Origin of the sequence: Pontibacter actiniarum, assembly GCF_003585765.1 — a bacterium.
Taxonomy (GTDB): domain Bacteria; phylum Bacteroidota; class Bacteroidia; order Cytophagales; family Hymenobacteraceae; genus Pontibacter; species Pontibacter actiniarum.
This window is the reverse complement of the sequence record NZ_CP021235.1, coordinates 1,150,105-1,171,090: the sequence shown is the minus strand read 5'-3', so window position 1 is coordinate 1,171,090 and position 20,986 is coordinate 1,150,105. Positions and strand designations below refer to the sequence as shown.

Genomic DNA, 20,986 nt, shown 5'->3' with positions numbered 1-20,986 from the left:
ATGGATATAGCAGTGCCGTTCACGATTGTTGTCGTTACGTGCCACCACCATGCCATATGAAGATTTTGAATCATTGTGTCTTTTATCTATTTAAAGAGGTACTTGTGCTTGTTCTTCCTCTTACACTTGCAAAAGTATAGGCTAAAACGGTAAGTCCAAGCTTTTGTTCTGAAATTTTTTCTCGTCCCGGTTTCTACACCACCGGAGGAAGCGGCAGGCACACCCGGCAAAAAAAGGTCCTCCCGACGCCGCCTGCGTGCTTTTTAAAGACATTTTAAGTTCGTGTAACCCCTGGGGCAGGCTACAAGAAAATGGATCGGCTGGTAAGGTTTCCATCCTCAGCGACTGCTGCGACTAACGACCAAGTCAAAGGCCATCAAATAAAAGAAATAAATCAACCGCACCCGCACCTTCTCTCCAGCGTAAAAGTTGCACTCCTATTTCTAGCTATGGGAAAGCTATGCTGTATCCCCCAAAAGGAACCCATTTCATATACATCTGGATAACAAACAATTACATACTAAAAAGAAAGAATTACAGTGTTAGGGCCTGGTTTTTGATGTTTGCATCAACGAAACAGGATATTCATTTAAACGCAACAGCAATAAGGGAGACCGAAGGAGAGTTCTACGACAGAGGCTTTTTTATTCCGGCCATTGATGCTTAAATTAGTGGTTCTTCCGCAAACATAGCACCCATGCAACAAGCGCGAACTGAGATTCTATACAGAGATACGACCATAGCCATTGAGTATAATCCGGAAGGAGAATGGATTTATGCTAACTGGCGTGGCTACCAAAATTATGACACAGTAGTGGCTGGCTGTGAAAAGATACAGGAGCTAATGAAGGAGATCGCCTGCTTCCGGATTCTGAATGACAACACCCGTGTGGAAGGCCAGTGGTCTACAGCCTCCAGATGGGTAGCAGAAGAGTGGTTTTCGTCACTGCGTGCTAATGGCCTACAGCTGTTTGCCTGGGTTTACTCCCCCAGCATGCTGAGCCGCCTTTCCGCCAGCAAGGCCGTTAAGCTGGCCAAATCTCCGGAGTACATAAAAGTTTTTGATGAAATCACCTTGGCGGAAGACTGGCTCAGATCAAACGCCTAACTCACACCTAGCAAAAGATATAGCAGCAAGAGGCCCTCGATAACCGGGTGCCTCTTGCTGTTTAACAGACTTGGTTATAGGGTACCTTTCGTGCTTGGGATGCTGTTATCCTGCAGGTTACGCTCCACAGCCATCCGAATGGCACGGGCAAAGCCTTTGAACACAGCCTCTATTTTGTGGTGCTCATTGTCGCCCTCCACCTTGATGTTCAGGTTCGCCTTCGCCGTATCAGAAAACGATTTGAAGAAATGGAAGAACATTTCAGTCGGCATGTCCCCCACTTTCTCGCGCTTAAAATCTGCTTTCCATACTGCCCAGGGGCGCCCGCTAAAATCTAGAGCCACCTGCGCCAGCACCTCATCCATGGGCAGCAGGAAAAAGCCGTAGCGACTAATGCCACGCTTGTCGCCCAGGGCCTGTAAAAAAGCCTCGCCCAAAGCCAAGCCTGTGTCTTCAATGGTGTGGTGCTCGTCTATGTGCAGATCGCCTTTCACCTGAATGTTCAGGTCCAGTTTGCCGTGCTTCGCCACTTGCTCCAGCATGTGGTCGAAAAAGCCAAGGCCGGTACTGATGTTCATTTTGCCGCTTCCGTCCAGGTTCAGGTCTACCTGAATGTCGGTTTCGGAGGTGCTGCGGCGAACGCTGGCAGTACGGCTAGTGCGTTGCTGCTTCAGAAAAGTATAAATAGCATCCCAATCGGTGGTGCTTAAAGCTGCACCCTCTGCGGCAGTTTCACCTATAAAAATTGCCTGGGCGCCCAGGTTCTGCGCCAGTTTCACGTCCGTTAGCCGGTCGCCAATCACAAAGCTGTTTGCCAGGTCGTATTCACCGGCCAGGTAGCGCTTCATCATGCCGATGCCCGGCTTGCGCGTCTCCAGCCCCTCATGCTCGAAGCTGCGGTCAATCAGGATGTCATCAAACCTTACCCCCTCCGTTTCCAGTACCTCCAGCATCTTGTTTTGGTAAGGCCAGAAAGTATCTTCCGGATAAGAATCTGTGCCGAGGCCGTCCTGATTGGTTACCATCACAAACTCATAGTCCAGCTCCCTGTAAATTTTTGCCAGATTGCTGATGGATTTGGGCAGGAAGGCGAACTTCTCAAAAGAGTCCACCTGGTAATCGGTTTTCGGCTCTACCAGGATGGTGCCGTCACGATCTATAAAAAGTGCTTTTTTCATTTTAATTAGATGTTAGACACAAGACGCTAGACGTAAGACCTTTTTCTGCGCTGCGCATGCCCTGTGTCTGGTGCCTTTAATCTTGTGCCTTGAATTCAGAAATTGCCTGCAACAGCTTTTGGTTCTCCTCTAAAGTGCCGACAGAAATACGCAGGCAGCCTTCGCAGCCGGCAAGTCCGGACCTATTACGCACCACTATACCCTTACCTAACAAATACTTATACATGTTATCCGCATCCTTTACTTTAACAAGTATAAAGTTTGCATCAGAAGGATACACATGCACTACAGCTGGCAAATCCGGCAGCGCCTCCATTAGCAGCTCTCGCTCCTGCACAATCTCCTCCACCATGTCTTTCAGGGCCTCTTCGCGCTGCAGCGCCTGTAGCGCCAGCTCCTGGGTAGCCTCGTTGATGTTGTAGGGCGGCTTTATTTTATCTAATACTGACACAAGCTCCTGAGAAGCGAAAGCCAGGCCAAGGCGCAGGCCAGCCATGCCCCAGGCTTTGGAGAAAGTCTGCAGCACCACCAGGTTCGGAAACTCATTTAAGCGTGCAGTCCAGCTGCGGGTATCGGCAAAGTCAATGTACGCTTCGTCTACCACTACCAAGCCCTTGAAAGCAGTAAGCAGCTCGGTTATACTTTCCTGCTCTATCAGGTTGCCCGTTGGGTTGTTGGGCGAGCAGATGAAAATGATCTTGGTGGTAGGTTTGATGTTTAACAGCACCTCCTCCACCGGAACCTGGAAATCCTCGGTTAGCTGCACCGCCTGCAGCGCCACGTCGTTCAGGTTGGCAGACACTTCATACATGCCGTAGGTGGGCGGCAGGTGCAGCATGCTGTCCTGGCCCGGGCGGCACACCATCCGGAAGAGCAGGTCTATGGCTTCATCGGAGCCATTGCCCAGGAAAATCTGCTCCGGCTGCACCCCTTTTATCTCTGCAATGCGCTCCTTTAGCTTTCTCTGGTGCGGGTCGGGGTAGCGGTTATAGTTTTCTCCGGCTAAGCTGCCGAGGTTGTTCTCGTTGGCATCCAGAAACACACTGGCAGCGCCTTTAAACTCGTCCCGGGCCGAAGAATAGGCTTTCATCTTCAGCACGTTCGGGCGAATGATATCGTTCAGGTTAAACACGGTTCAGTTCTTTAAGACGTATACTTACAGCATTCTTGTGCGCCTCCAGGCCTTCGGCCTCGGCCATGGTTTCGATGGTTTTACCAATGTTCTGCAGGCCTTCGCGGGTGATGTACTGGAAGGTGATCTTCTTCACAAAGCTATCCAGCGACACACCGCTGTAGGCACGGGCATAGCCATTGGTCGGCAGGGTGTGGTTGGTACCGGAGGCATAATCACCGGCAGACTCCGGGCTGAAGTGGCCCAGGAAAACCGATCCTGCGTTGGTAATGCCATCCAGCAGCTCCTCAAAGTCGGCCACCGAAAGTATCAGGTGCTCCGGCGCGTAGAGGTTAGAAAACGCCAGCATCTCATCGGCACTCGCCAGCACTATACCTACACTCTTATCTAATGCCTTGGCGGCAAACTCCTTACGCGGCAGCACTTCCAGCTGCGCCTGAAGCTCTTGCTCCACCTCCTGCAGCACTTCCTCAGAAGTTGTTAACAACACCACCTGCGAGTCTGCCCCGTGCTCCGCCTGCGACAGTAAGTCTGCTGCTACAAAGGCGGGGGTAGCGCTCTCGTCGGCCATCACCAGCACTTCGGACGGACCGGCAGGCAAATCGATCGCCACACCGGCTTTGCTCACCAGTTGCTTTGCCACCGTTACGTACTGGTTGCCCGGGCCAAATATTTTGTACACCGCCGGCACACTTTCCGTACCGAACGCCATGGCCGCCACTGCCTGCGCACCACCCGACTTTACGATGCGGGTTACCCCCAGCAACGAGGCCGTGTAAAGTATAGCAGGGTGTATGTTTCCGTCCCTGGAGGGAGGGGTACACAGTACCAGCTCTTTGCAACCGGCAATGCGCGCTGGCACCCCCAGCATCAGCAGCGTGGAGAAAAGCGGTGCCGTACCGCCCGGAATGTAGAGCCCCACCCGATCAATGGGTACGCTTTTGCGCCAGCAGGTGACACCAAACATGGTCTCTACCTGCTTTACCGGCTCCGCCTGCTGTGTATGGAACAGCTGTATATTGCTGTAAGCTTGTAGGATAGCCTCTTTCAGCTCTTGCGGCACTTGGCTTTCCGCCTCCGCAATTTCCTGCGCTGTTACCAGCAGGCTCTCAAGCTTTACCCCGTCATACTTTTCGGCCAGTTGCAGCAGTGCGGCGTCGCCCTGCTCCTTCACCAGCTTAAAAGTCTCCAGGATGCCCGGCTCCAGGTCCTCCAGGTTCTTGGTTGGTCGCTTCACCAAGTCCGCCCACGTTTCGCGGGCAGGTTGTATGAGTTTACGCATGGCTCTTTAGATGATCATTTTTTCAATCGGCACCACAAGTATCCCCTGCGCACCGGCGTCTTTTATTTTTTCGATGATCTCCCAGAAATCATCCTCATTCACTACTGAGTGCAGCGAGCTCCACCCTTCCTCTGCCAGGGGCAGCACCGTTGGCGCCTTTACGCTTGGCAGCAACCTGCTGATCTCCTCTATCTTATCATTCGGGGAATTCAGCAAAATGTACTTGGCTTTACGCGCCCGCTGAACTGCGTGGATGCGGAACAGCAGCTTCTCCAGTATCTCCCGCTTCTCTTCCGAAAGCTCTTTGGTGGCGATCAGGGCAGCCTCAGACTTGAAAACGCGCTCCACCTCTTTGAGGCCGTTGCTGATAAGGGTGCTGCCGGAGCTCACGATGTCGCAGATAGCCTCCGCCAGCCCGATGCTCGGTGCAATCTCCACAGAGCCGCTGATGGTATGGATATTTGCCTTTACTCCCTGTTCCTGCAGGTATGCCTGCAACAGGTTGGGGTAAGAGGTGGCGATGTTCTTTCCGTTCAGGTCCTGCACGGAGTTGTACTCGGCGCTTTTCGGTACAGCCAGCGAAAGGCGGCACTTGGAGAAACCAAGCTTCTCCACCGTCAGCTCCTGCTTTCCTTCCTCCACCAGCACGTTCTCTCCCACAATGCCGATATCAGCCACACCGTCAGCCACATAGCCCGGGATGTCGTCATCGCGCAGGAAAAGGATCTCCAGCGGGAAATTGGTGCACTCTGTCTTTAATTTTAAGGAACTGCTTATGAAGGAAATACCACATTCACGGATCAGGTTGAGCGAGTCGTCGCTTAGCCTGCCGGATTTCTGGATAGCTAATCGTAGCATGCTATGTAAGTCTAGTAAGGTATGAAACTAAATAATATACGGGTTCCCTGCCTTGCTTCGGGCAAAGGAAAATGGGCGCAGGCCCAACGGGGGCAATATGGTAGTGTTATTCCTCTTACGAGGAATGGTGGATATGATGGAAATGTACAGAGGCAACCTTGGCAACAGGCGTTGCCAGTGTAGAAAGGATGCTATATGGTTGGTTCTTGCTCATGTACTTGAGTACAAAGTAAAGGCGTTTTTTGTTTATAAGAAAATAAACTTACATCTATTTTCTCCTATAAACCCGCTTTGCACTGCTAAAGTCAGTTTCGGTGTTCCCCACCTGGTGCTAGGCAGAGATAAACTTAATCAGTCTTCTAAAAATAAATCTGCAAACAATCATGGTAATGGAGCTGTGCTTTGCCGCCTTCAGATTGCCCTGAGGCCACACTCGCACATAAAAGTTCAAACTACTATACCCCCGGAAAATGAAAAGGTTGCCCTTCCAGGCCCCCTGAAAGCCCTGCCTCCGGTTGCACTACTTTTGCCCGGGTTCAACCAGTCTGCGAAGCCCGCTTTAATAGCACTTTAGGAATCAGCCCCTTATCGCTTTGGGAATCCCCATCAGAAAAGGAGCCGCTGCCGCCAAAGGCAAACATATTTTTTTTGCCCCTGCCAGCGTAAAACTTATTGGCAGATGCCTAAAATAATCTTTCTTACTTTTGCGTAGAGAAAGTAGCATCGCAGCAGACGCCTTGGCATAATTTTTTCTGTATAGTAAACCTGTAATAGAGAGACGAATCAACACCAGCAGTGCCATGAAGAAACACCTCCTAAGCTTGCTCATCCTTATCGCCGTTACCCTGGCAGGCAACCGTGCGCAGGCGCAGGTACAGCTCCCACAGGCCAGCCCGGCGGCAATGGTCAAGCAAACCATCGGCCTGACCGACGTTACCGTCAACTACCACGCGCCAAGTGCAAAAGGCCGAAAGGTGTTTGGCGGCCTGGTGCCCCTGAAGCAGCTGTGGCGTGCCGGTGCCAACGAGGCGACGCTGATTACGTTTGAGGATGAGCTATTTCTGAACAACGAGCGCGTACCGGCCGGCACTTATTCCTTCTTTATACTTCCGCAAAGCGATTCTCTCTGGCACGTTGTGCTGAACAAAGATACGACCCTGTGGGGCCTGGAAGGCTATAATGAGCTGGATGACGTGGCGTACCTGGAGATAAAGCCCACAAAAACAGCATTCACGGAAACCATGCTTTTTTCATTCTCCGACATCAGCACAAACAAGGCAAAGCTGAACCTGGCGTGGGAAAACACGAAGATCACGCTCAACATTGAAACCGATGTAGAGAAAAAGGCCCTGGCAAACATTAAGCTAGCCCTGGCCAGTGCCCCTGCCGATGACTGGTACACCTGGGCACAGTGCGCCGAATACATGCTGCCGCGCAAGGAGCATCACCAGAAGGCCCTGGAGTGGATTAATAAGTCTATCGCCATCAAAGAGAACTTTTATAACAGCTGGATAAAGGCAAAGCTGTACGCTTACAACAATGAGTACCAGATGGCGGCAACGCTATCTGCCAAGGCCATGCAGCTGGGCAACGCTGAGCCCGACAGCTATAAAACGTATGCGAAACAGATTGAAAGCGCCTACAGCGAGTGGAAAAAGCGGAAATAGCCGCGTTAAAGTATAAAAGCAGAGCGGGAGCACGGTAAATCGGGCTCCCGCTCTGCTTTTATACCGCTACTAGAACTTGGCTACGAAGCGCAGGTTCAGGCGGCGACCGGTCAGGTAGTTGGGCACTGCATACGTAACGCCGTTAACATCGCTCACATAGTTATAAGACACGCGGTTCTTGGCATCGATCAGGTTCAGCACCTCCAGCCCTATCCAAAGGCTCTCAAGGCCAAACTTTTGGCGTTGCACAACATCGCTCTCCACTACAATAACCTTGGAAAAACCGATGTCCACACGCTTATAGGCCCTGCCGTCGAAGGCGTTCCGGTACTCCGGCTGGCGCGGAGGGCCAAAAGGCAAGCCACTCCCGTAAACTAAGTTGAGGTACATGCGCACCGTGGGGTTGTCCGGCAGGTGGTCTTGGAAGAAAACGCCGATGTTGAGCAGCTGGTCCGTAGGCCGCCGGATGTAGCCCTGCTCCTGCCGCCCCACACGCTCTCCCTGCGCATTGAACACAGAAACAGAGTCGCCTTGCACGTTTTCCTTCGTTGTCAGCACCCCCAAGCTAAGCCACGACTCAGCCCCGGGGATAAACTCCCCGTTAACGCGCACATCAAAACCGGCTGCGTATGCCTTGGCGTTGTTCTTTGCATAGTATCGCAGGCGCACATTGTCCAGGTCGTAAGGAATCACGTTTGTCATCCGCTTGTAATAGGCCTCTGCGGTGAGCTTAAAGTTACGCCCCCAGGCATCAAACAGGTAATCGGTGCCGATGATGGCATGGATGGCACGCTGCGCCTTAATGTCGGGGTTAAGCTCTCCCTCAAAATTGCGCAGCTCCCTGTAAAACGGCGGCTGGTAGTACAGGCCGAGCGCTGTCTTAAACGAGAGGTTGGGATTACGGCGGGTAATAAAGGAGTACTGTATGCGCGGCGAGAGGTTCAGTTCTCCATTGTAGTCCCAGTACGTGGCCCGCACGCCGTAGGTAATCGTTTTGAGCGAGTCCAGCTCAAAGGTGTGCTGCAGGTAACCGCTGTAGCGCAGGGTGTTGAGGTCGAGCTGTGAGTTCAGGTAATAGTCTTGCGAAACGTAGTCAGCCGAGTCGGTAAAACCGTACTCCTGCAGGGCGTCCTCCACGTTCTCTGACCCCACCTTGGCACCAAACTGCACTTGGCTGCGCTGGCTCAGGCGCCAGCTGTTACGCAGTTCAGCCACCAGCATACGGGCCAATAGGGTATTCCGCGCATGGTTAAACTCGCTGCCCACGCCGCGCTCCTGCAGGCACTCGCCAAAATTGTTGCCGTTGGTGCCCACGTCGCACAGGCGGTACGCCGCCTCTACGTCCCGGAACTCGCGCTCCCGCGAGTGGACGCCCGAAAGTATGAACTCAGAAGTATAGTTTGTTGTGAAGCGGTGGGCCAGGTTAACGCCCGCCTGGTAGGTCGCGTACTCCATCTGCTCCTGCCCCTCAAAGCCAATCACCAGCCGCAGGGGTGTCTGTTGGGTACCGAAGGTAGTCACCTGCGACTCCGGCTCTACCTGGAAATCGTTTTTGGCGTAACTGCTCAGAATACCGAGGGTCGTGCGGCCCGGCTCCTTCGACAGGTCAAGGTGCACATAAGCCTGTGCATCTGTAAACACCGAGTTATACTTCCCCTCCGTTTGCAGGCCCTTGAGAATGTACTGGCCGTTTTTATGCCGGGCACCGAAGAGGTAGGAGACTTTTTTGTTTTTAGAGGCCGACTCCAGGTGAATGGTGCCCCCGGTTAAGCCGCCGCTTACGGAAGCTGCAAACTCGGTGGGCCGCTTGTACTGGATGTTCAGCACGGAGGAAAGTTTGTCGCCATACCTTGGCTGCCAGCCCCCGGACGAGAACTGAATATCCCCGACCAGGTCTGGGTTTACAAAAGAGAGCCCCTCCTGCTGCGCGGCAGTAATCAGAAAAGGCCTGTAAATTTCGATGTTGTTGACGTAGACCAGGTTCTCGTCGTAGTTGCCGCCGCGTACCGAGTAGGTGCTGGAAAGCTCGTTATTGCTCGTAACGCCGGGAAGGGTAACCAGTACTTTGTTAAAATCGCCGAAGGCGGAAGGAAGGTTTTTGATGTTGCGCGGGTCCAGCCGGGTAACGCTAACCTGCTCGCGGGTGTCGTCCTCCCTTTTCCCACGGACATCCAGGGTTTGCAGTTGTTGCGGGTCCGCCTCAAGTATAAACTGCAGCGTACGGCTCTCGCCGTTTTGGAGCGTCAGGCTTTGCCGCTGCTCCTTATAACCCAGGTAGCGCACCAGCAGCACCAGCTCGCGCCGAGGCGGCACATTAAGAGCAAAGTCCCCCGCCGCGTTAGTCTGCGTGGCGACAGTTGTTCCCTGCACGGCCACGGTTGCCATCTCCAGCGGCTCTCCCTGCTGGCTCAGCACACGCCCCACCAGCTTTGCCTGCTGGGCTGAAACACCTAAAGGCAGAAGTAAACAGAACCACACCGATAGATATTTCAGCATCAGGATTGCAAAGGGTTATTTAGATGATTTAAGATCAGCGATTGTCTGAATTGGGTCGGCAGACGAAAATACAAAGCTACCGGCAACCAGCACATCGGCACCCCTCTGCAGCAGCAGCGGCGCATTCTCCTGGTTCACGCCCCCGTCTATCTCAATCAAAGCCTGCGAGTTGCGCTGGATGATCAGGTTTTTCATGGCCTCTATCTTACGGTAGGTGTTCTCAATAAACTTTTGGCCTCCAAAGCCCGGGTTCACCGACATCAGGCACACCATGTCCAGGTCCGCGATTACGTCCTCGAGCAGCTGTACCGAAGTATGCGGGTTTACTGCAACGCCTGCTTTCGCGCCACTGGCCTTTATCTGCTGCACGGTGCGGTGCAGGTGGTTGGTAGCCTCAATGTGCACTGAAATAGTGTCGGCACCGGCGGCCCTGAAGCGCTCGATGTACAGCTCCGGCTCCACAATCATCAGGTGCACATCCATTGGCTTCTGCGCATGACGCTTGATGGCTTCCATTACTGGAAACCCGAAGGAAATGTTCGGCACAAAACGGCCATCCATGATGTCGATGTGCAGCCAGTCGGCCTGGCTCTTGTTTAGCATTTCCACCTCCGACTGCAGGTTGGCAAAGTCAGAAGCGAGTACAGATGGGGATATGATAGGTTTCATAGTTACAAAGGTAGTTTTTAATTGTGAATTAGAAACCAGGATTGTCCCTTCAGATTGCTTCTCTTACCTAGTGCAGGCGCTCGAGATGAGCACACAAGGCTGCGCTCCTACTGATACCCTTTGTTGTCCTTGAAATACTTGTTGTAGTCTTCCTGCTCTTTTCGTTCCTGCTCCGCCGCCTGCCGCTGCTCAAACGCCTTTAACTGCCGAAGCTGCTTCCCCTCGTTCGAAAGCATGTTGTACAGAGCGTCGATGGGCCCTCCTACGCTCGGCGAAGGCAGCTGCTGCACAGGCTCAGGGGCCGGCACATAATTGGGGCTGCGGACATTGTCCGGCAGATTGAAGCCCTTAGTCTTCAGGTCCCGCAGCGACGGCAGCGCAAACACCTCCACCTCCTTCAACAGGACGGCATCCGCCGTTAGGGTGATGGCAATTTCCTTTTGCCGGGCAGCCTCCGCCGGATGCAGGTACAGAAAAGTCTTATAGCCCAGGGCGTGCACCAAAAGTGAGTCACCGGCAGCAAGCTGCATCAAAAACCTGCCCTTTTCGTCTGACACGGCAACTTTTTGGGAACGAATGTTACTAATGCTAGCCCCAAGCACAGGGGTTTTACTGTCCGGCTGGAGCAGAGTGCCAACCACCCAGCCTGCTTCCTGGGCAGAAGCAGTGTAGCTGCAGGTGCACTGCAGCGTTACCAAAAGGCACAGAAATAGTTGTTTCAGGGAAGGCGCGTTTACGGTGTGGAAGAAATGGATCAGAATAAAACCTGCAACTACAGGAAGTTGCTGCTATAGAAACTGCATCCGAAGCAATTTATTATATAAAAATGAAAATATATTATTAAACAGCTACAGCTTTACAAAGCGAACCGTTGTGACGCGGCTGCCGGAGCGGATACGGCAAATATAGAGCCCTTGCTGCAGGCTTTGCGCCTGCAAACCCAGGGGCTGCTCCAGCTGTGCTCCTTTTATACGTTGGGAGAATACTCTTTTACCCGTGGCATCCAGCACCAGTACCTCTACCGGCTGCTGCAACCAGTCCTGCCCCAGCGAAAGTATGACCGGCTCATGCCGCACCGGGTTCGTAATGTAAACCGCTTCCTGTACAGGCATGTTAGGCAAAGCTGTGATTGTACGGCTGTATTCGGGAATCCCGTAGCCAAGGCCGTTGTTCGGGCTGGCGGCGTTGCTGCCTATCCGCCGCAGCAGCTGTATCATTTCCTGGGCCGTTTTATTCAGGTTCGCCTGCCACAGGCTTGTGGCAAAGCCAGCCATAATCGGTCCTGCAAAAGAGGTGCCGTTACTTGCAACAACATTTCCGGCGGCATTCAGCACGTAGGCTTTCTGTCCGAGAGCCACCACATCCGGCTTTACCTGCCCATCCGCGCTTGGCCCGAAGGAGCTGAAAGCGGCCTTGGCCCCCAGCGAATCCACGGCGCCCACGGTTAACACGGAATCGGCATCGGCCGGAGAGGCAATGTACCGCCACGGCTTGTCTCCGTCGTTACCGGCGCTCACCACCACCAACATACCGGCTGCCGCGGCGTAATCCGCCGCTTTGGCAACCAGGGTGGTGTTTCCGTCCAGGTCCCGGTAAGTATAGCTGCGCGAGGGAGCATCAAAGGTGGTGTACCCGAGGGAGGAGTTGATCACATCGGCGCCCGCACTATCGGCGTACTCAGCGGCCAACAGCCAGTTAATTTCTTCAATGTTATGTTCGGAGGCGGCATTTTCCGTGCGCAGCAGCAGGTAATTGGCCGCATAAGCCGTGCCGATCATTTCGCCGGGAGCATAGGCCGCCATGGTAGAAAGCACAGCCGTACCATGCGCGCTGGCACCAAACACGTCCTCCTGCTTCCGCACAAAGTCGAAGGTGCCCTGCAGCTGCTCGTTCTGGAAAAGGTGCGAAAAAGCTTCGATAGCAGGAACACCGGGAAAGCCAGCGTCAAAAACAGCGATCGTCATTCCTGCACCGGTGTAGCCGGCGGCGTGCAGCGCATCCGCTCCCAGCATGCTGGCCTGGTGATAGGCCGCGCCGTAATCTTTGCTTTCCAACGCCGGGGCAACAGTAGCCGCCAACGGCAGCACCTCCAGCTTATGCTCCTGCAGGCGCAGCTGCGGTGTAGCAGGAGAAGCGATACGGTTTAAGGTGCGGGTACTTTTAACATAAAGTAGCGCCTCAATCTCCGGCACCTGCGCCTCAGTGCACTGCACCACCGCTGCATTAAACCACCGGGAGGTGTACCATACCTGTACGCCGGCGTCTTTTAAACCAGCTACATAAACTGGGTTTACAGGAAGATCACGGGAAGTGAGGGGAATGCTTTGCCGTTGCCTGCGCTCCAGCGATTTAGATGAAAGGAACCCAAGTGGTTCTGAGAGGGAGTAAGGCGAGTCGGCCTTATCCGTGAAGTATACTAAACGCTTCTGCTCCTCTACATCTGTATCAGCAGGCTCCTGCGCCAGTACAGGCCAGGACAGCAGCAGACAGACATAGAGGAGCAGACAGCGCATAGCCTATTCTTTTCCCTGGGAGATCAGCTCTTCGGTGCGCTCGTTACCGTACAGTTTAAAGCCAATAGCGTAATCACAGCCCGAGGACTCTGTTTCGTTACAGTAAACAATCCGCTTATACAGCCTGTACACCATGCCAACGCCTTCTGCATACACCTCCTTGCGATCATCAAGCCCGATCCAGCTTTCAGTGGGCACGCCTTGAACAACGGTGACAGTGTTTCCGTAGGTTTCGCCGTTAACCGTAAACGAAGCCCCCCTGTTCTCATAGGTATAAGGGTCTTTGCCAAGGTAGTAATCAGACCTCTTGCTCGGGTCCGGCTCATAGCTCAGCGCCTTACGGTCGTTGTAGGCATCCCCGAGCCAGGTTTTGCCTTCCTTTACCGGGAAAACAAGCTTCACGAACTTGGTGTTATTCTTGGTGAGCAGCAGCATCTTGCTGGTTTTGGACACAACGTACACGGAGTCATCCACCCACGGGCTACCCTCATCCGGCCGCACCGAGCGCACCACTTTATACACCAGCTCGTTTGTCTGATCTGTAAAGGACGTGTCTATCCGCTCGCGCAGCTGGAAACGGGCCGTGTCTCCCACATCATTCTTGTAGCTGATATCTGTTACTTGGTAGATGCGGTAGTCGCCTATCTCCAGCGGATAGTACCCGAAGCCCATCATGGCCGGGTCCGGTTCCTTGTGCTTGTCTTCACAAGCGGTTAGCAGGCCTGCCAGCATCACCAAAAGCAACAGCGCGTTTTTCATTATTGCAGCACGTTCAGGTTGTACTCTGAATTATAGTTAGACTCTATCCAGCCGCCTCCCACTACGTCGTTGCCTTCGTAGAAAACAGCAGCCTGGCCAGGAGCAATGGCATGCACCCCGCTCAGGAAGTGAACTTTCATCTTGTCGCCCTCCTGCTCAATAATGGCTTCGGTGCCCCCGTCGTTATAACGTACTTTCGTAACGGTAGGTATCGGCTGGCCAACCAGGTTCTCGTATTTAGACATGTTGAGCTTGCCTACCGTCATGGCGTTTTTAGCCAACTCTTCGTAGTTGCCGAGCACCACGCGGTTATTATCCTTCTCAATGCGTGTTACATAGGCCGGAAAACCTAAAGCAACACCCAAGCCTTTGCGCTGCCCAATGGTGTAGAACGGATAGCCTTCGTGCTTGCCTACGACCGTGCCGTCTTCCAACACAAACTCACCGCCAGCCACGCGCTCTTCCAAGCCTTCTACCCTGCGCTTCAAGAAGCCACGGTAGTCATTGTCGGGGATAAAGCATATCTCGTAAGACTCTGGCTTGTTCACGAGCTCGGTAAAGCCACGCTCACGCGCCATCTCACGTATTTCGGTCTTATGCAGCCCGCCCAGCGGGAAAATAGTGCGGCTCAGGCTTTCCTGCGAAATACCCCAAAGCGCATACGACTGGTCTTTGTTTTCGTCCAGGCCCTTGGAGATCACATAACGGCCGTTTTCCTGGCGCAGGTTGGCGTAATGGCCGGTGGCGATGTAGTCGCAACCCAGCTGGTCGGCGCGGCGCAGCAGGGCATCCCACTTGATGTGGGTGTTGCACAGCACACACGGGTTCGGCGTGCGCCCGGCAAGGTACTCGTCTGTGAAATGGTTGATGACAAAATCACCGAACTCCTCGCGAATGTCTATAATATAGTGCGGGAAGCCCAGCTGCACGGCGATATTACGGGCATCGTTGATGGAATCGAGGGAGCAGCAGCCTGTTTCTTTCTTGCTGGCTCCGCTGGAGGCATAATCCCAGGTTTTCATGGTCATCCCCACTACCTCGTAGCCCTGCTCATGCAGCATTACGGCCGCCACCGAACTATCGATGCCGCCGCTCATGGCTACCAATACCCTTCCTTTTGTACTCATTTATATTAAAGGTATATGTCGATTTAAAATAATTTTCTATTGGATGCAAATATAGCAACAACAACAGAGTTATACAGATTAAGGTTCTAAATAATGGCGCAGGTAACGCAATCAGGCTGTGCCAAAAGGGCTCTTTTACTCGAAAAAAAACAGAAAAAGGTGGTTTGGCACAGAAAATCGCTTTTACTTTGAACCGCGAAAAAGTGTAGATAAACTGATCATAAAACTTAAAGTATACATTACCATGGGCCTACGTACCTCTGTGATAGTTAATGGCATAAACAACCTAAGCGATGCTCGCTACTGCGCCGGCATGGGTGTCGACATCATTGGCTTTAACCTTAAGCTGGATGACCCCGCGCGCGTGCAACCGGAGACGCTGAAGGAGATATCCGGCTGGATAGCAGGTGTACAGGTGGCCGGAGAGTTCCTGCGCGCCAGGCCGGACCTGATCAACGAGATGGCCGAGGAGTACAACCTGGATTTTATTCAGCTGGATGTGCCCTACCTGATCGACGAGATTGAGGAAATCAACCGCCCGGTTATCCAGAAGGTGTTCATTAACAAGGATACCGTGGAGAGTGAGTTGCTGGAAATGATGGAGCTTTACAGCCCTTACGTGCACTCCTTTATCATCTTCTCCGACGACTTTAGCTCCATCGACGACACCAACACCCGCTTCTTAGCCGGCCTTGCCAAGAAGTATAAAATTTACCTGGGCTTCGGCATCGACAAGGATAACATCACGCCTATCCTCAAAGGAATCAAGCCGACGGGCATCGGCCTCCAGGGCGGCCACGAAATTAAACCCGGCCTTAAAGACTTTGACGAACTGGCAGAGATCTTCGAAGAAATAGAGGAAGCCTAGAAAATTCCATATCCTGCTTAAGAGCCCTGCGCTTTGATTTAAAAGCCCTTCGCCTGGAATCCTTAAAAGCAAATGCCCGCGAACGTCTGCCCGCGGGCATTTGCTTTTTTTATAGCTTACAACTCAAGCCTTACAATTCAGCATTTATACTTTGTACTGCAGGTACTTGATCGGAATACCTTCGCCCAGGTAGCGCTTCTCATAGGTGGTATAAATCCCCATGGTGTGCTCCTGCAGGTCTGAGTTGTAGAGATCTTTGGTGTATAGTAAGTCTTTCGGCTTTCGCTCCGCCAGAATCTCCAGCGTGTAATCGAAAAGGGCCTCGTTGTCGGTTTTGAAGTGCACAATGCCGCCGGGCTTCAGCACCTTCTCGTACATATCCAGGAAACGCGGAGACGTGAGGCGGCGCTTGATGTCGCGGTCACGCGGGCGAGGGTCCGGGAAGGTGATCCAGATCTGGTCCAGCTCATTCTCGGCAAAATTCTCTTCCAGTTGCTCAATAAAGGTCCTCAGGAAGGTCACGTTATCCAGTTCCTCCTCCTCTGCCATGGTGCTGCCTTTCCAGAGGCGGGCGCCCTTGATATCAGAGCCAATAAAATTCGTATCCGGGAACATCCGGGCCATGCCGATGGTATACTCTCCGCGGCCACAGCCAACCTCCAGCACTACCGGGTTGTTGTTTTCGAAATGAAGCTCACGCCACTTCCCCCTCAGCTGCCCGTACAAAGCATCACCGGGCTCAATTACATTCTCACGCTCAGCTATAGCGGCAAACTTTGCCAGTTTTGATCTTCCCATGTCTTATAGTTCGTCGATTTCAGCAACCACAAAGGTACTACCTCCAATAAAAATAACCTCATCAGGCGCTGCATTTGCTCTGGCCGCCGCCAAAGCAGACGCCACCGTGGCATACCCCTCCCCCTGCAAACCTACCGAAGCGGCCTTTTGCAACAGCTCCTGTACGGGTAATGCCCGCGGAATATCTGCCTGGCAGAAATAATAGGCATACGTTTGGGGCAGCAGCTGCAGGATTTTAATGACGTCCTTGTCGTTCACGGCACCAAAAACCATGTGCACCTGCTTTGGCTGAAGGACTTCCAACCCTTGCAGTATTTGTTTGACACCGTCTTCGTTATGCCCCGTGTCACAAATGGTTAAAGGCGCCTGCTGCAGCACCTGCCAACGCCCTTTCAGGCCGGTGATGCGTTTCGTGTGGGCCAGGCCCTTCCGTACAGCGCTCTCCGGCACCACATAGCCCTTTTGCTCCTGCAGCACGGCCAGCGCCTGCAACACTCCCGGTAAATTATACTTCTGGTAAACGCCCGAGAGATCCAGCTCAAGGCCCTGCAGGTAGAGCGCCTCATCGCAGTACACCTGGAAAACCTGGCGCTGCAGGTCACTGTCGGTCCGTTCCAGCCGGAAATGATCCGGCGCAAAGTATAAACCGGCTCCTACCTCAGCTGCCTTTGCCACGAACACCTCCTCTGCTTCCTGCTGGCGTGTACTGATAACCACCGGCACATTGGGCTTAATGATACCGGCTTTCTCGGCAGCGATAGCTCCCAGGGTGTCGCCCAGCATACTTTGGTGGTCGTAGCTAATGTTGGTGATCAGGGATAGTTCCGGCGTAATGATGTTGGTCGAGTCGAGACGGCCGCCTAACCCCACCTCTATCACAGCAACATCCACCTGCTCCTCTGCAAAGTATTGAAAGGCCAATGCTACCGTCATTTCGAAAAATGAGGGCTTAACACGCTCAAAAAGCGCTTTATGCTTTGCCACAAAGCGGATGAGGTATTCCTGCGGCAGCTCCTGCCCGTTTACCCGCACGCGCTCGGTAAAGGACTTAAGGTGCGGGGAAGTATAAAGCCCGGTTTTGTAGCCAGCCTCCTGCAGTACTGCCGCCAGCATGTGAGAGCTGCTGCCCTTGCCGTTGGTACCGGCCACATGAACGCTTTTGAACTGCTGATGCGGCTGCCCCAGCGCCTCACAAAGCGCTGTGATATTGTCTAGGCTCTTCTTAAAAGCAGCATTGCCGATGCGTTGGTACATCGGCAATTGCTGGTATAGGTAATCAAGGCACTCTTGATAGGTCATCAAAAAAATAGTAAAGTTTTAGCGGGCCGTAATGCGGAACGTTACCACACCAGAAGCGCCGGTTGTGGCAGCTCCCGTGCCGGTACGGCTGAAGGTGGTTTTGTACAGCTGCTCCTTGTACCACGATAAAACGCGCGGCGAAACAGTGTTTTCCAGCACCTCCACGTTTACCAGGTTCCCATCGGCGTCGATTTTAATTCGGAAGCGGATCAGGCCGGTCTCGTTGCTATAGGGGTCGCGCTTTGGTTCGATGTCGTAGCGCCAGCCCGGCATGTTCAGGGAGCCGCCGGCTCCACCGCCAGCTTTGCCGTACAGAGCCTTGGCGTTCACATCGCCGCTCGGGTCGCCTTTGTCGCCTACTTTTCCGGTATCATCGCCGTTGTTGTTGCCGGTCGGGGTATCGGAAGAACCGTTTTTGCCGGTGCCATTGCTATTGGTTGGCTGGCCCGGGTAAAGGGACCTTGGCTTCTCCGGCTCCTTCTTCACAACTTCCTCCTTGGGCGGCGTCGGCTTTGGTGCCGGCTCCTTCACCTCCTCTTTGGTAGGCTTAGGCTTTGGCTGCGGCTTTACCACTTCCTTTACCGAAACCGGGGCCTCGGCTGTGGTAGTGGTTACCTTCGGTGTCTCTACGGGCTGCGCCGGAGGCGTTGGCTGCGAAACAGGCTCGGGCTGCGGCTCCGGTTCTGGCTCAGGCTGTGTCGGGGCAGGCTTGCTGTCCTCCACGTTTTTAGACTCATTCGCGCTTGCCTTTGTCTGCACATCGCCGCTGCCCACGTTGTCCATCCCGAAGTTAAGCTGAATGCCTAGCTCGGGCGCAGGTGGGTCTGGGGCACGCCAAGCCAGCATGTAAATCAGAAAAAGCAGGATAAGCACATGCACCCCGATGCTGACACCGGCGGCGATGCGTTTATTCTTTTCTTCTTCCTGTGTCTGGGCAATAGCCATAGTATCAGTTCTTATTCAGTTGGCACAGTGGCCAGTGTTACACTTGCGTTCAGGTTCTTGGCAATACCGGCCACCTTCACCAGGTGCTCTACCGGCACGCTCTTGTCTACGTGTAACACCACGGCGCCCTCCTCTGTTCCTTGCAGCAAGGCGGTTAGCTGGGGCTCGATGTCCTCTAGCTCAATCGGCTTATCATTCAGATAGTACTGCAGGTCCTCTGTGATGGTCACGCTGATCTTCTGCATCACAATATCAGAAGTCTTGCTGCTAGGCAGGCTCACCGGCAACCCCGAGGGGGTAACAAAGTTTGACGTAAGCATGAAGAAGATCAGCAACAGGAAGATGATGTCCGTCATCGACGACATGCTGAACTCTGCATTGATCCTGTTCTTTGAGCGGAAATTCATTCTTAAAGCTGTGGTTCTTGTAGAAGATCAAGGAACTCTATGGAAGAGTACTCCATGGCATGCACGATACTGTCGATTTTGGACACCAGGTAGTTGTAGCCAACATAAGCCGGAAGGCCGATGATCAGACCAGTGGCAGTGGTTACCATTGCTTCGTAAATACCGCTAGAAAGCAGCTTCGGGCTAACAGAACCCTCTGCCTGCGCAATCGCGATAAACGCACCGATCATACCTGTTACCGTACCCAGGAAGCCCAGCATAGGCGCTGCACCGGCAATGGTAGCCAGCGCAGAAAGGTTTTTCTCCAGACGGCTGATCTCAATCTTTCCAACGTTTTCGATGGAGGTTTCAATGTTCTTCAGCGGGCTGCCAATGCGCGACACCCCTTTGGAGATCATGCGCGAAACAGGCGTGTTTGCCTGCGCGCACAGCATTTTGGCGCCGTTGATGTCGCCGGCCAACACCATGCTCTTGATGCGGTCGTTAAAACCTTCCGGGTTTTTGGCTGCCTTCTTCAGGGTCAGGTAGCGCTCCATAAAAATGTAAATGGCCGCCAGCGACAGCAGGGCAAGCGGAATCATGGCCCACCCACCGTTCATTGCCAAATCAAAAAGCGATACGGAAGTGTCTGCTGCAGCCTCTGCCCCCTCTGCCAATGCTGCAGTTGTGTCGGCGTCAGCCGTCGTGGTGATTTGTAATAAGAGTGATGTCATGTTAATTGTTAAGTACCCAAAGTGTTTCTCCGAATTTCTTTCTGTAAGTGTCCAGGGCTCCCTGCGCTTCCTCTGATGATGGGAAATCCGCAACAGCCACGCGGAACAGCCTGCTGCCAGGGCGCGGAGTCAGGATCTTTACCTCCTGCCCTTTCTCCTTAAACTCAGCGCGGCTCATTTCCGCATTCTCCATGCGGGCATAGCCGCCTGTAATGATGTAGAAACGTCCGTCAGTGCCGTTAATTACATGCGCCGGCAAATTTGTTTCTACCGCCTCGGCAGGCGACGCAGCCTCTTCTGTAACAACCTCTCCTACACCCCATTCGTCGGCTTCAGCTACAGTTTCGCTTGCATCTCCGGAAACGAAAGAGGCAGTGTATTCCATGTCCTGCAGTTCCTCCGTGCCCTGGTCCGCCGCCTGCTCAGCCACCGGAAGCACGGCAGCATACGACTCCATGCGCTCATCTGCGGTGAAAGGCACGTAATCGGAAGCGTAGCGGTTTGGGGCCTCGTGCGTAGCGGAGCTGTAACCGGACGTGAGCGCCATCACCGGGTTCAGGCTGCTCAGGTTATAGTCGGCCTGCAGCGACAGAAAGTACAGGGCTGATGCCGAAAGACCGGCCAAAGCCAGCCCGGCGGCAACGTTATAGGCACGCTTGATGCGCCTGCGCAGCGGACGCTTCTCTTCTGCCAGCTCCTGCTGACGCTCTTTGATGAGCGTTCGCAGCACGGCCGGCTCCTCTACACGTACAGGCCTTGCCACCAGCTCAGGCAAGCCGAAACTGGCTTCCAGCATATTATCTGCCTCCACATACTCAAAAACGAGACGGCGCTCGGCGTTGTACTTAAAGATACCGATATCGCTTAGCTCGAAGCGGTTCTGGTGATGCAGGTTGCTTTTCGCCTGGTGCACAAACTCAGCCACGCGACGCTGCGCCTCCTCTTTCGAGATGCTGTGCTGGTACGCAATCGTACTGATCAGCAAGCCATCGTTCAGGATCAGCTTTTCGTTAAAGGCGATCTTTTTTGAGGGCGGTGCCAGCGTATGCTTCACAGGGTTTATACGGGCAGGCACATACCGCGCAATCAGCCCCCCAAAATCAGGGATGATGACACAGTCATGATCATAGAGCAGTGACTTGATATGCTTCTCAACCATAGGCATTT

22 protein-coding genes are annotated in these 20,986 nt (G+C 53.5%); 5 read left to right on the top strand and 17 right to left on the bottom strand.

Features of this window, described 5'->3' with window-relative positions; genetic code table 11:
* Window positions 1-460 precede the first annotated feature (460 nt).
* Together CA264_RS05065 and CA264_RS05060 are read left to right on the top strand one after the other, a co-directional pair.
* Window positions 461-667 carry a hypothetical protein gene (locus CA264_RS05065; RefSeq protein WP_025605153.1) on the top strand — a complete coding sequence of 69 codons (207 nt, stop codon included), beginning with the start codon at window positions 461-463 and terminating at the stop codon, window positions 665-667.
* Window positions 668-697: 30 nt separating this feature from the next.
* Window positions 698-1,108, top strand: a complete 411-nt coding sequence (locus tag CA264_RS05060) for a hypothetical protein (protein WP_025605151.1) — start codon at window positions 698-700, stop codon at window positions 1,106-1,108.
* Window positions 1,109-1,182: 74 nt separating this feature from the next.
* On the opposite strand, the gene hisB is transcribed toward CA264_RS05060, so the two are convergent.
* The 4 genes from hisB to hisG all read right to left on the bottom strand — a co-directional run bounded on the left by hisB (window position 1,183) and on the right by hisG (window position 5,558).
* Window positions 1,183-2,286, bottom strand: a complete 1,104-nt coding sequence (gene hisB / locus CA264_RS05055) for a bifunctional histidinol-phosphatase/imidazoleglycerol-phosphate dehydratase HisB (protein ID WP_025605149.1) — start codon at window positions 2,284-2,286, stop codon at window positions 1,183-1,185.
* A gap of 76 nt (window positions 2,287-2,362) precedes the next feature.
* Window positions 2,363-3,418 carry a histidinol-phosphate transaminase gene (gene hisC, locus CA264_RS05050; RefSeq protein ID WP_025605147.1) on the bottom strand — a complete coding sequence of 352 codons (1,056 nt, stop codon included), beginning with the start codon at window positions 3,416-3,418 and terminating at the stop codon, window positions 2,363-2,365.
* Window positions 3,411-4,700 carry a histidinol dehydrogenase gene (gene hisD, locus CA264_RS05045; protein WP_025605145.1) on the bottom strand — a complete coding sequence of 430 codons (1,290 nt, stop codon included), beginning with the start codon at window positions 4,698-4,700 and terminating at the stop codon, window positions 3,411-3,413. The genes hisC and hisD overlap by 8 nt, the downstream gene beginning before the upstream one ends.
* A 6-nt stretch (window positions 4,701-4,706) precedes the next feature.
* Window positions 4,707-5,558 (bottom strand): ATP phosphoribosyltransferase, encoded by an 852-nt coding sequence (hisG, locus tag CA264_RS05040; RefSeq protein ID WP_025605143.1) that lies wholly within the window; start codon window positions 5,556-5,558, stop codon window positions 4,707-4,709.
* Between the two features lie 133 nt (window positions 5,559-5,691).
* Here hisG and CA264_RS05035 point away from each other — a divergent pair, with 133 nt between their 5' ends.
* Window positions 5,692-6,132, top strand: a complete 441-nt coding sequence (locus CA264_RS05035) for a hypothetical protein (RefSeq protein WP_157593645.1) — start codon at window positions 5,692-5,694, stop codon at window positions 6,130-6,132.
* Window positions 6,133-6,135: 3 nt separating this feature from the next.
* On the opposite strand, the gene CA264_RS22060 is transcribed toward CA264_RS05035, so the two are convergent.
* Window positions 6,136-6,360: a hypothetical protein gene (locus tag CA264_RS22060; RefSeq protein WP_025605139.1), complete on the bottom strand. Its 225-nt coding sequence runs from the start codon at window positions 6,358-6,360 to the stop codon at window positions 6,136-6,138.
* Between CA264_RS22060 and CA264_RS05025 the strand changes: the two genes are divergently transcribed.
* A complete protein-coding gene (locus CA264_RS05025; RefSeq protein ID WP_025605137.1) occupies window positions 6,359-7,225 on the top strand; it encodes a DUF2911 domain-containing protein in 867 nt (288 codons plus the stop codon). The two genes, CA264_RS22060 and CA264_RS05025, sit on opposite strands and share 2 nt — an antisense overlap.
* A gap of 69 nt (window positions 7,226-7,294) precedes the next feature.
* Here the strand turns inward: CA264_RS05025 and CA264_RS05020 are convergent, their stop codons facing one another.
* From CA264_RS05020 to mnmA, 6 genes are all read right to left on the bottom strand, one after another.
* Window positions 7,295-9,721 carry a TonB-dependent receptor gene (locus tag CA264_RS05020; RefSeq protein ID WP_025605136.1) on the bottom strand — a complete coding sequence of 809 codons (2,427 nt, stop codon included), beginning with the start codon at window positions 9,719-9,721 and terminating at the stop codon, window positions 7,295-7,297.
* Between the two features lie 15 nt (window positions 9,722-9,736).
* A complete protein-coding gene (gene rpe / locus CA264_RS05015) occupies window positions 9,737-10,390 on the bottom strand; it encodes a ribulose-phosphate 3-epimerase (RefSeq protein ID WP_025605135.1) in 654 nt (217 codons plus the stop codon).
* A 107-nt stretch (window positions 10,391-10,497) separates the two neighbouring features.
* Window positions 10,498-10,947 carry a hypothetical protein gene (locus tag CA264_RS05010; protein ID WP_237151177.1) on the bottom strand — a complete coding sequence of 150 codons (450 nt, stop codon included), beginning with the start codon at window positions 10,945-10,947 and terminating at the stop codon, window positions 10,498-10,500.
* Window positions 10,948-11,238: 291 nt separating this feature from the next.
* Window positions 11,239-12,903: a S8 family serine peptidase gene (locus tag CA264_RS05005; protein WP_025605133.1), complete on the bottom strand. Its 1,665-nt coding sequence runs from the start codon at window positions 12,901-12,903 to the stop codon at window positions 11,239-11,241.
* A gap of 3 nt (window positions 12,904-12,906) precedes the next feature.
* On the bottom strand, window positions 12,907-13,662 hold the full coding sequence (locus CA264_RS05000; protein WP_025605132.1) for a hypothetical protein: 756 nt from the start codon (window positions 13,660-13,662) through the stop codon (window positions 12,907-12,909).
* Window positions 13,662-14,789, bottom strand: coding sequence for a tRNA 2-thiouridine(34) synthase MnmA (mnmA, locus tag CA264_RS04995; RefSeq protein WP_025605131.1), 1,128 nt, complete (start codon window positions 14,787-14,789; stop codon window positions 13,662-13,664). Before mnmA ends, CA264_RS05000 begins: the two co-directional genes overlap by 1 nt.
* 244 nt (window positions 14,790-15,033) lie before the next feature.
* Between mnmA and trpF the strand changes: the two genes are divergently transcribed.
* Window positions 15,034-15,657, top strand: a complete 624-nt coding sequence (gene trpF, locus CA264_RS04990; RefSeq protein WP_036775600.1) for a phosphoribosylanthranilate isomerase — start codon at window positions 15,034-15,036, stop codon at window positions 15,655-15,657.
* Window positions 15,658-15,801: 144 nt separating this feature from the next.
* On the opposite strand, the gene trmB is transcribed toward trpF, so the two are convergent.
* From trmB to CA264_RS04960, 6 genes are read right to left on the bottom strand one after another with little or no spacing between them, the layout of a single operon-like run.
* Window positions 15,802-16,455: a tRNA (guanosine(46)-N7)-methyltransferase TrmB gene (trmB, locus tag CA264_RS04985; protein WP_025605127.1), complete on the bottom strand. Its 654-nt coding sequence runs from the start codon at window positions 16,453-16,455 to the stop codon at window positions 15,802-15,804.
* A 3-nt stretch (window positions 16,456-16,458) separates the two neighbouring features.
* Window positions 16,459-17,754 carry a bifunctional folylpolyglutamate synthase/dihydrofolate synthase gene (locus CA264_RS04980; protein WP_025605125.1) on the bottom strand — a complete coding sequence of 432 codons (1,296 nt, stop codon included), beginning with the start codon at window positions 17,752-17,754 and terminating at the stop codon, window positions 16,459-16,461.
* An 18-nt stretch (window positions 17,755-17,772) separates the two neighbouring features.
* Entirely contained in the window at window positions 17,773-18,699 is a 927-nt protein-coding gene (locus tag CA264_RS04975; RefSeq protein ID WP_025605123.1) for a hypothetical protein, read from the bottom strand.
* Window positions 18,700-18,710: 11 nt separating this feature from the next.
* Window positions 18,711-19,106: an ExbD/TolR family protein gene (locus CA264_RS04970; protein ID WP_025605121.1), complete on the bottom strand. Its 396-nt coding sequence runs from the start codon at window positions 19,104-19,106 to the stop codon at window positions 18,711-18,713.
* 2 nt (window positions 19,107-19,108) lie between these two features.
* A complete protein-coding gene (locus tag CA264_RS04965) occupies window positions 19,109-19,819 on the bottom strand; it encodes a MotA/TolQ/ExbB proton channel family protein (protein ID WP_036775498.1) in 711 nt (236 codons plus the stop codon).
* Between the two features lies 1 nt (window position 19,820).
* Window positions 19,821-20,978, bottom strand: a complete 1,158-nt coding sequence (locus CA264_RS04960; protein ID WP_237151176.1) for an HU domain-containing protein — start codon at window positions 20,976-20,978, stop codon at window positions 19,821-19,823.
* Window positions 20,979-20,986: the final 8 nt, after the last annotated feature.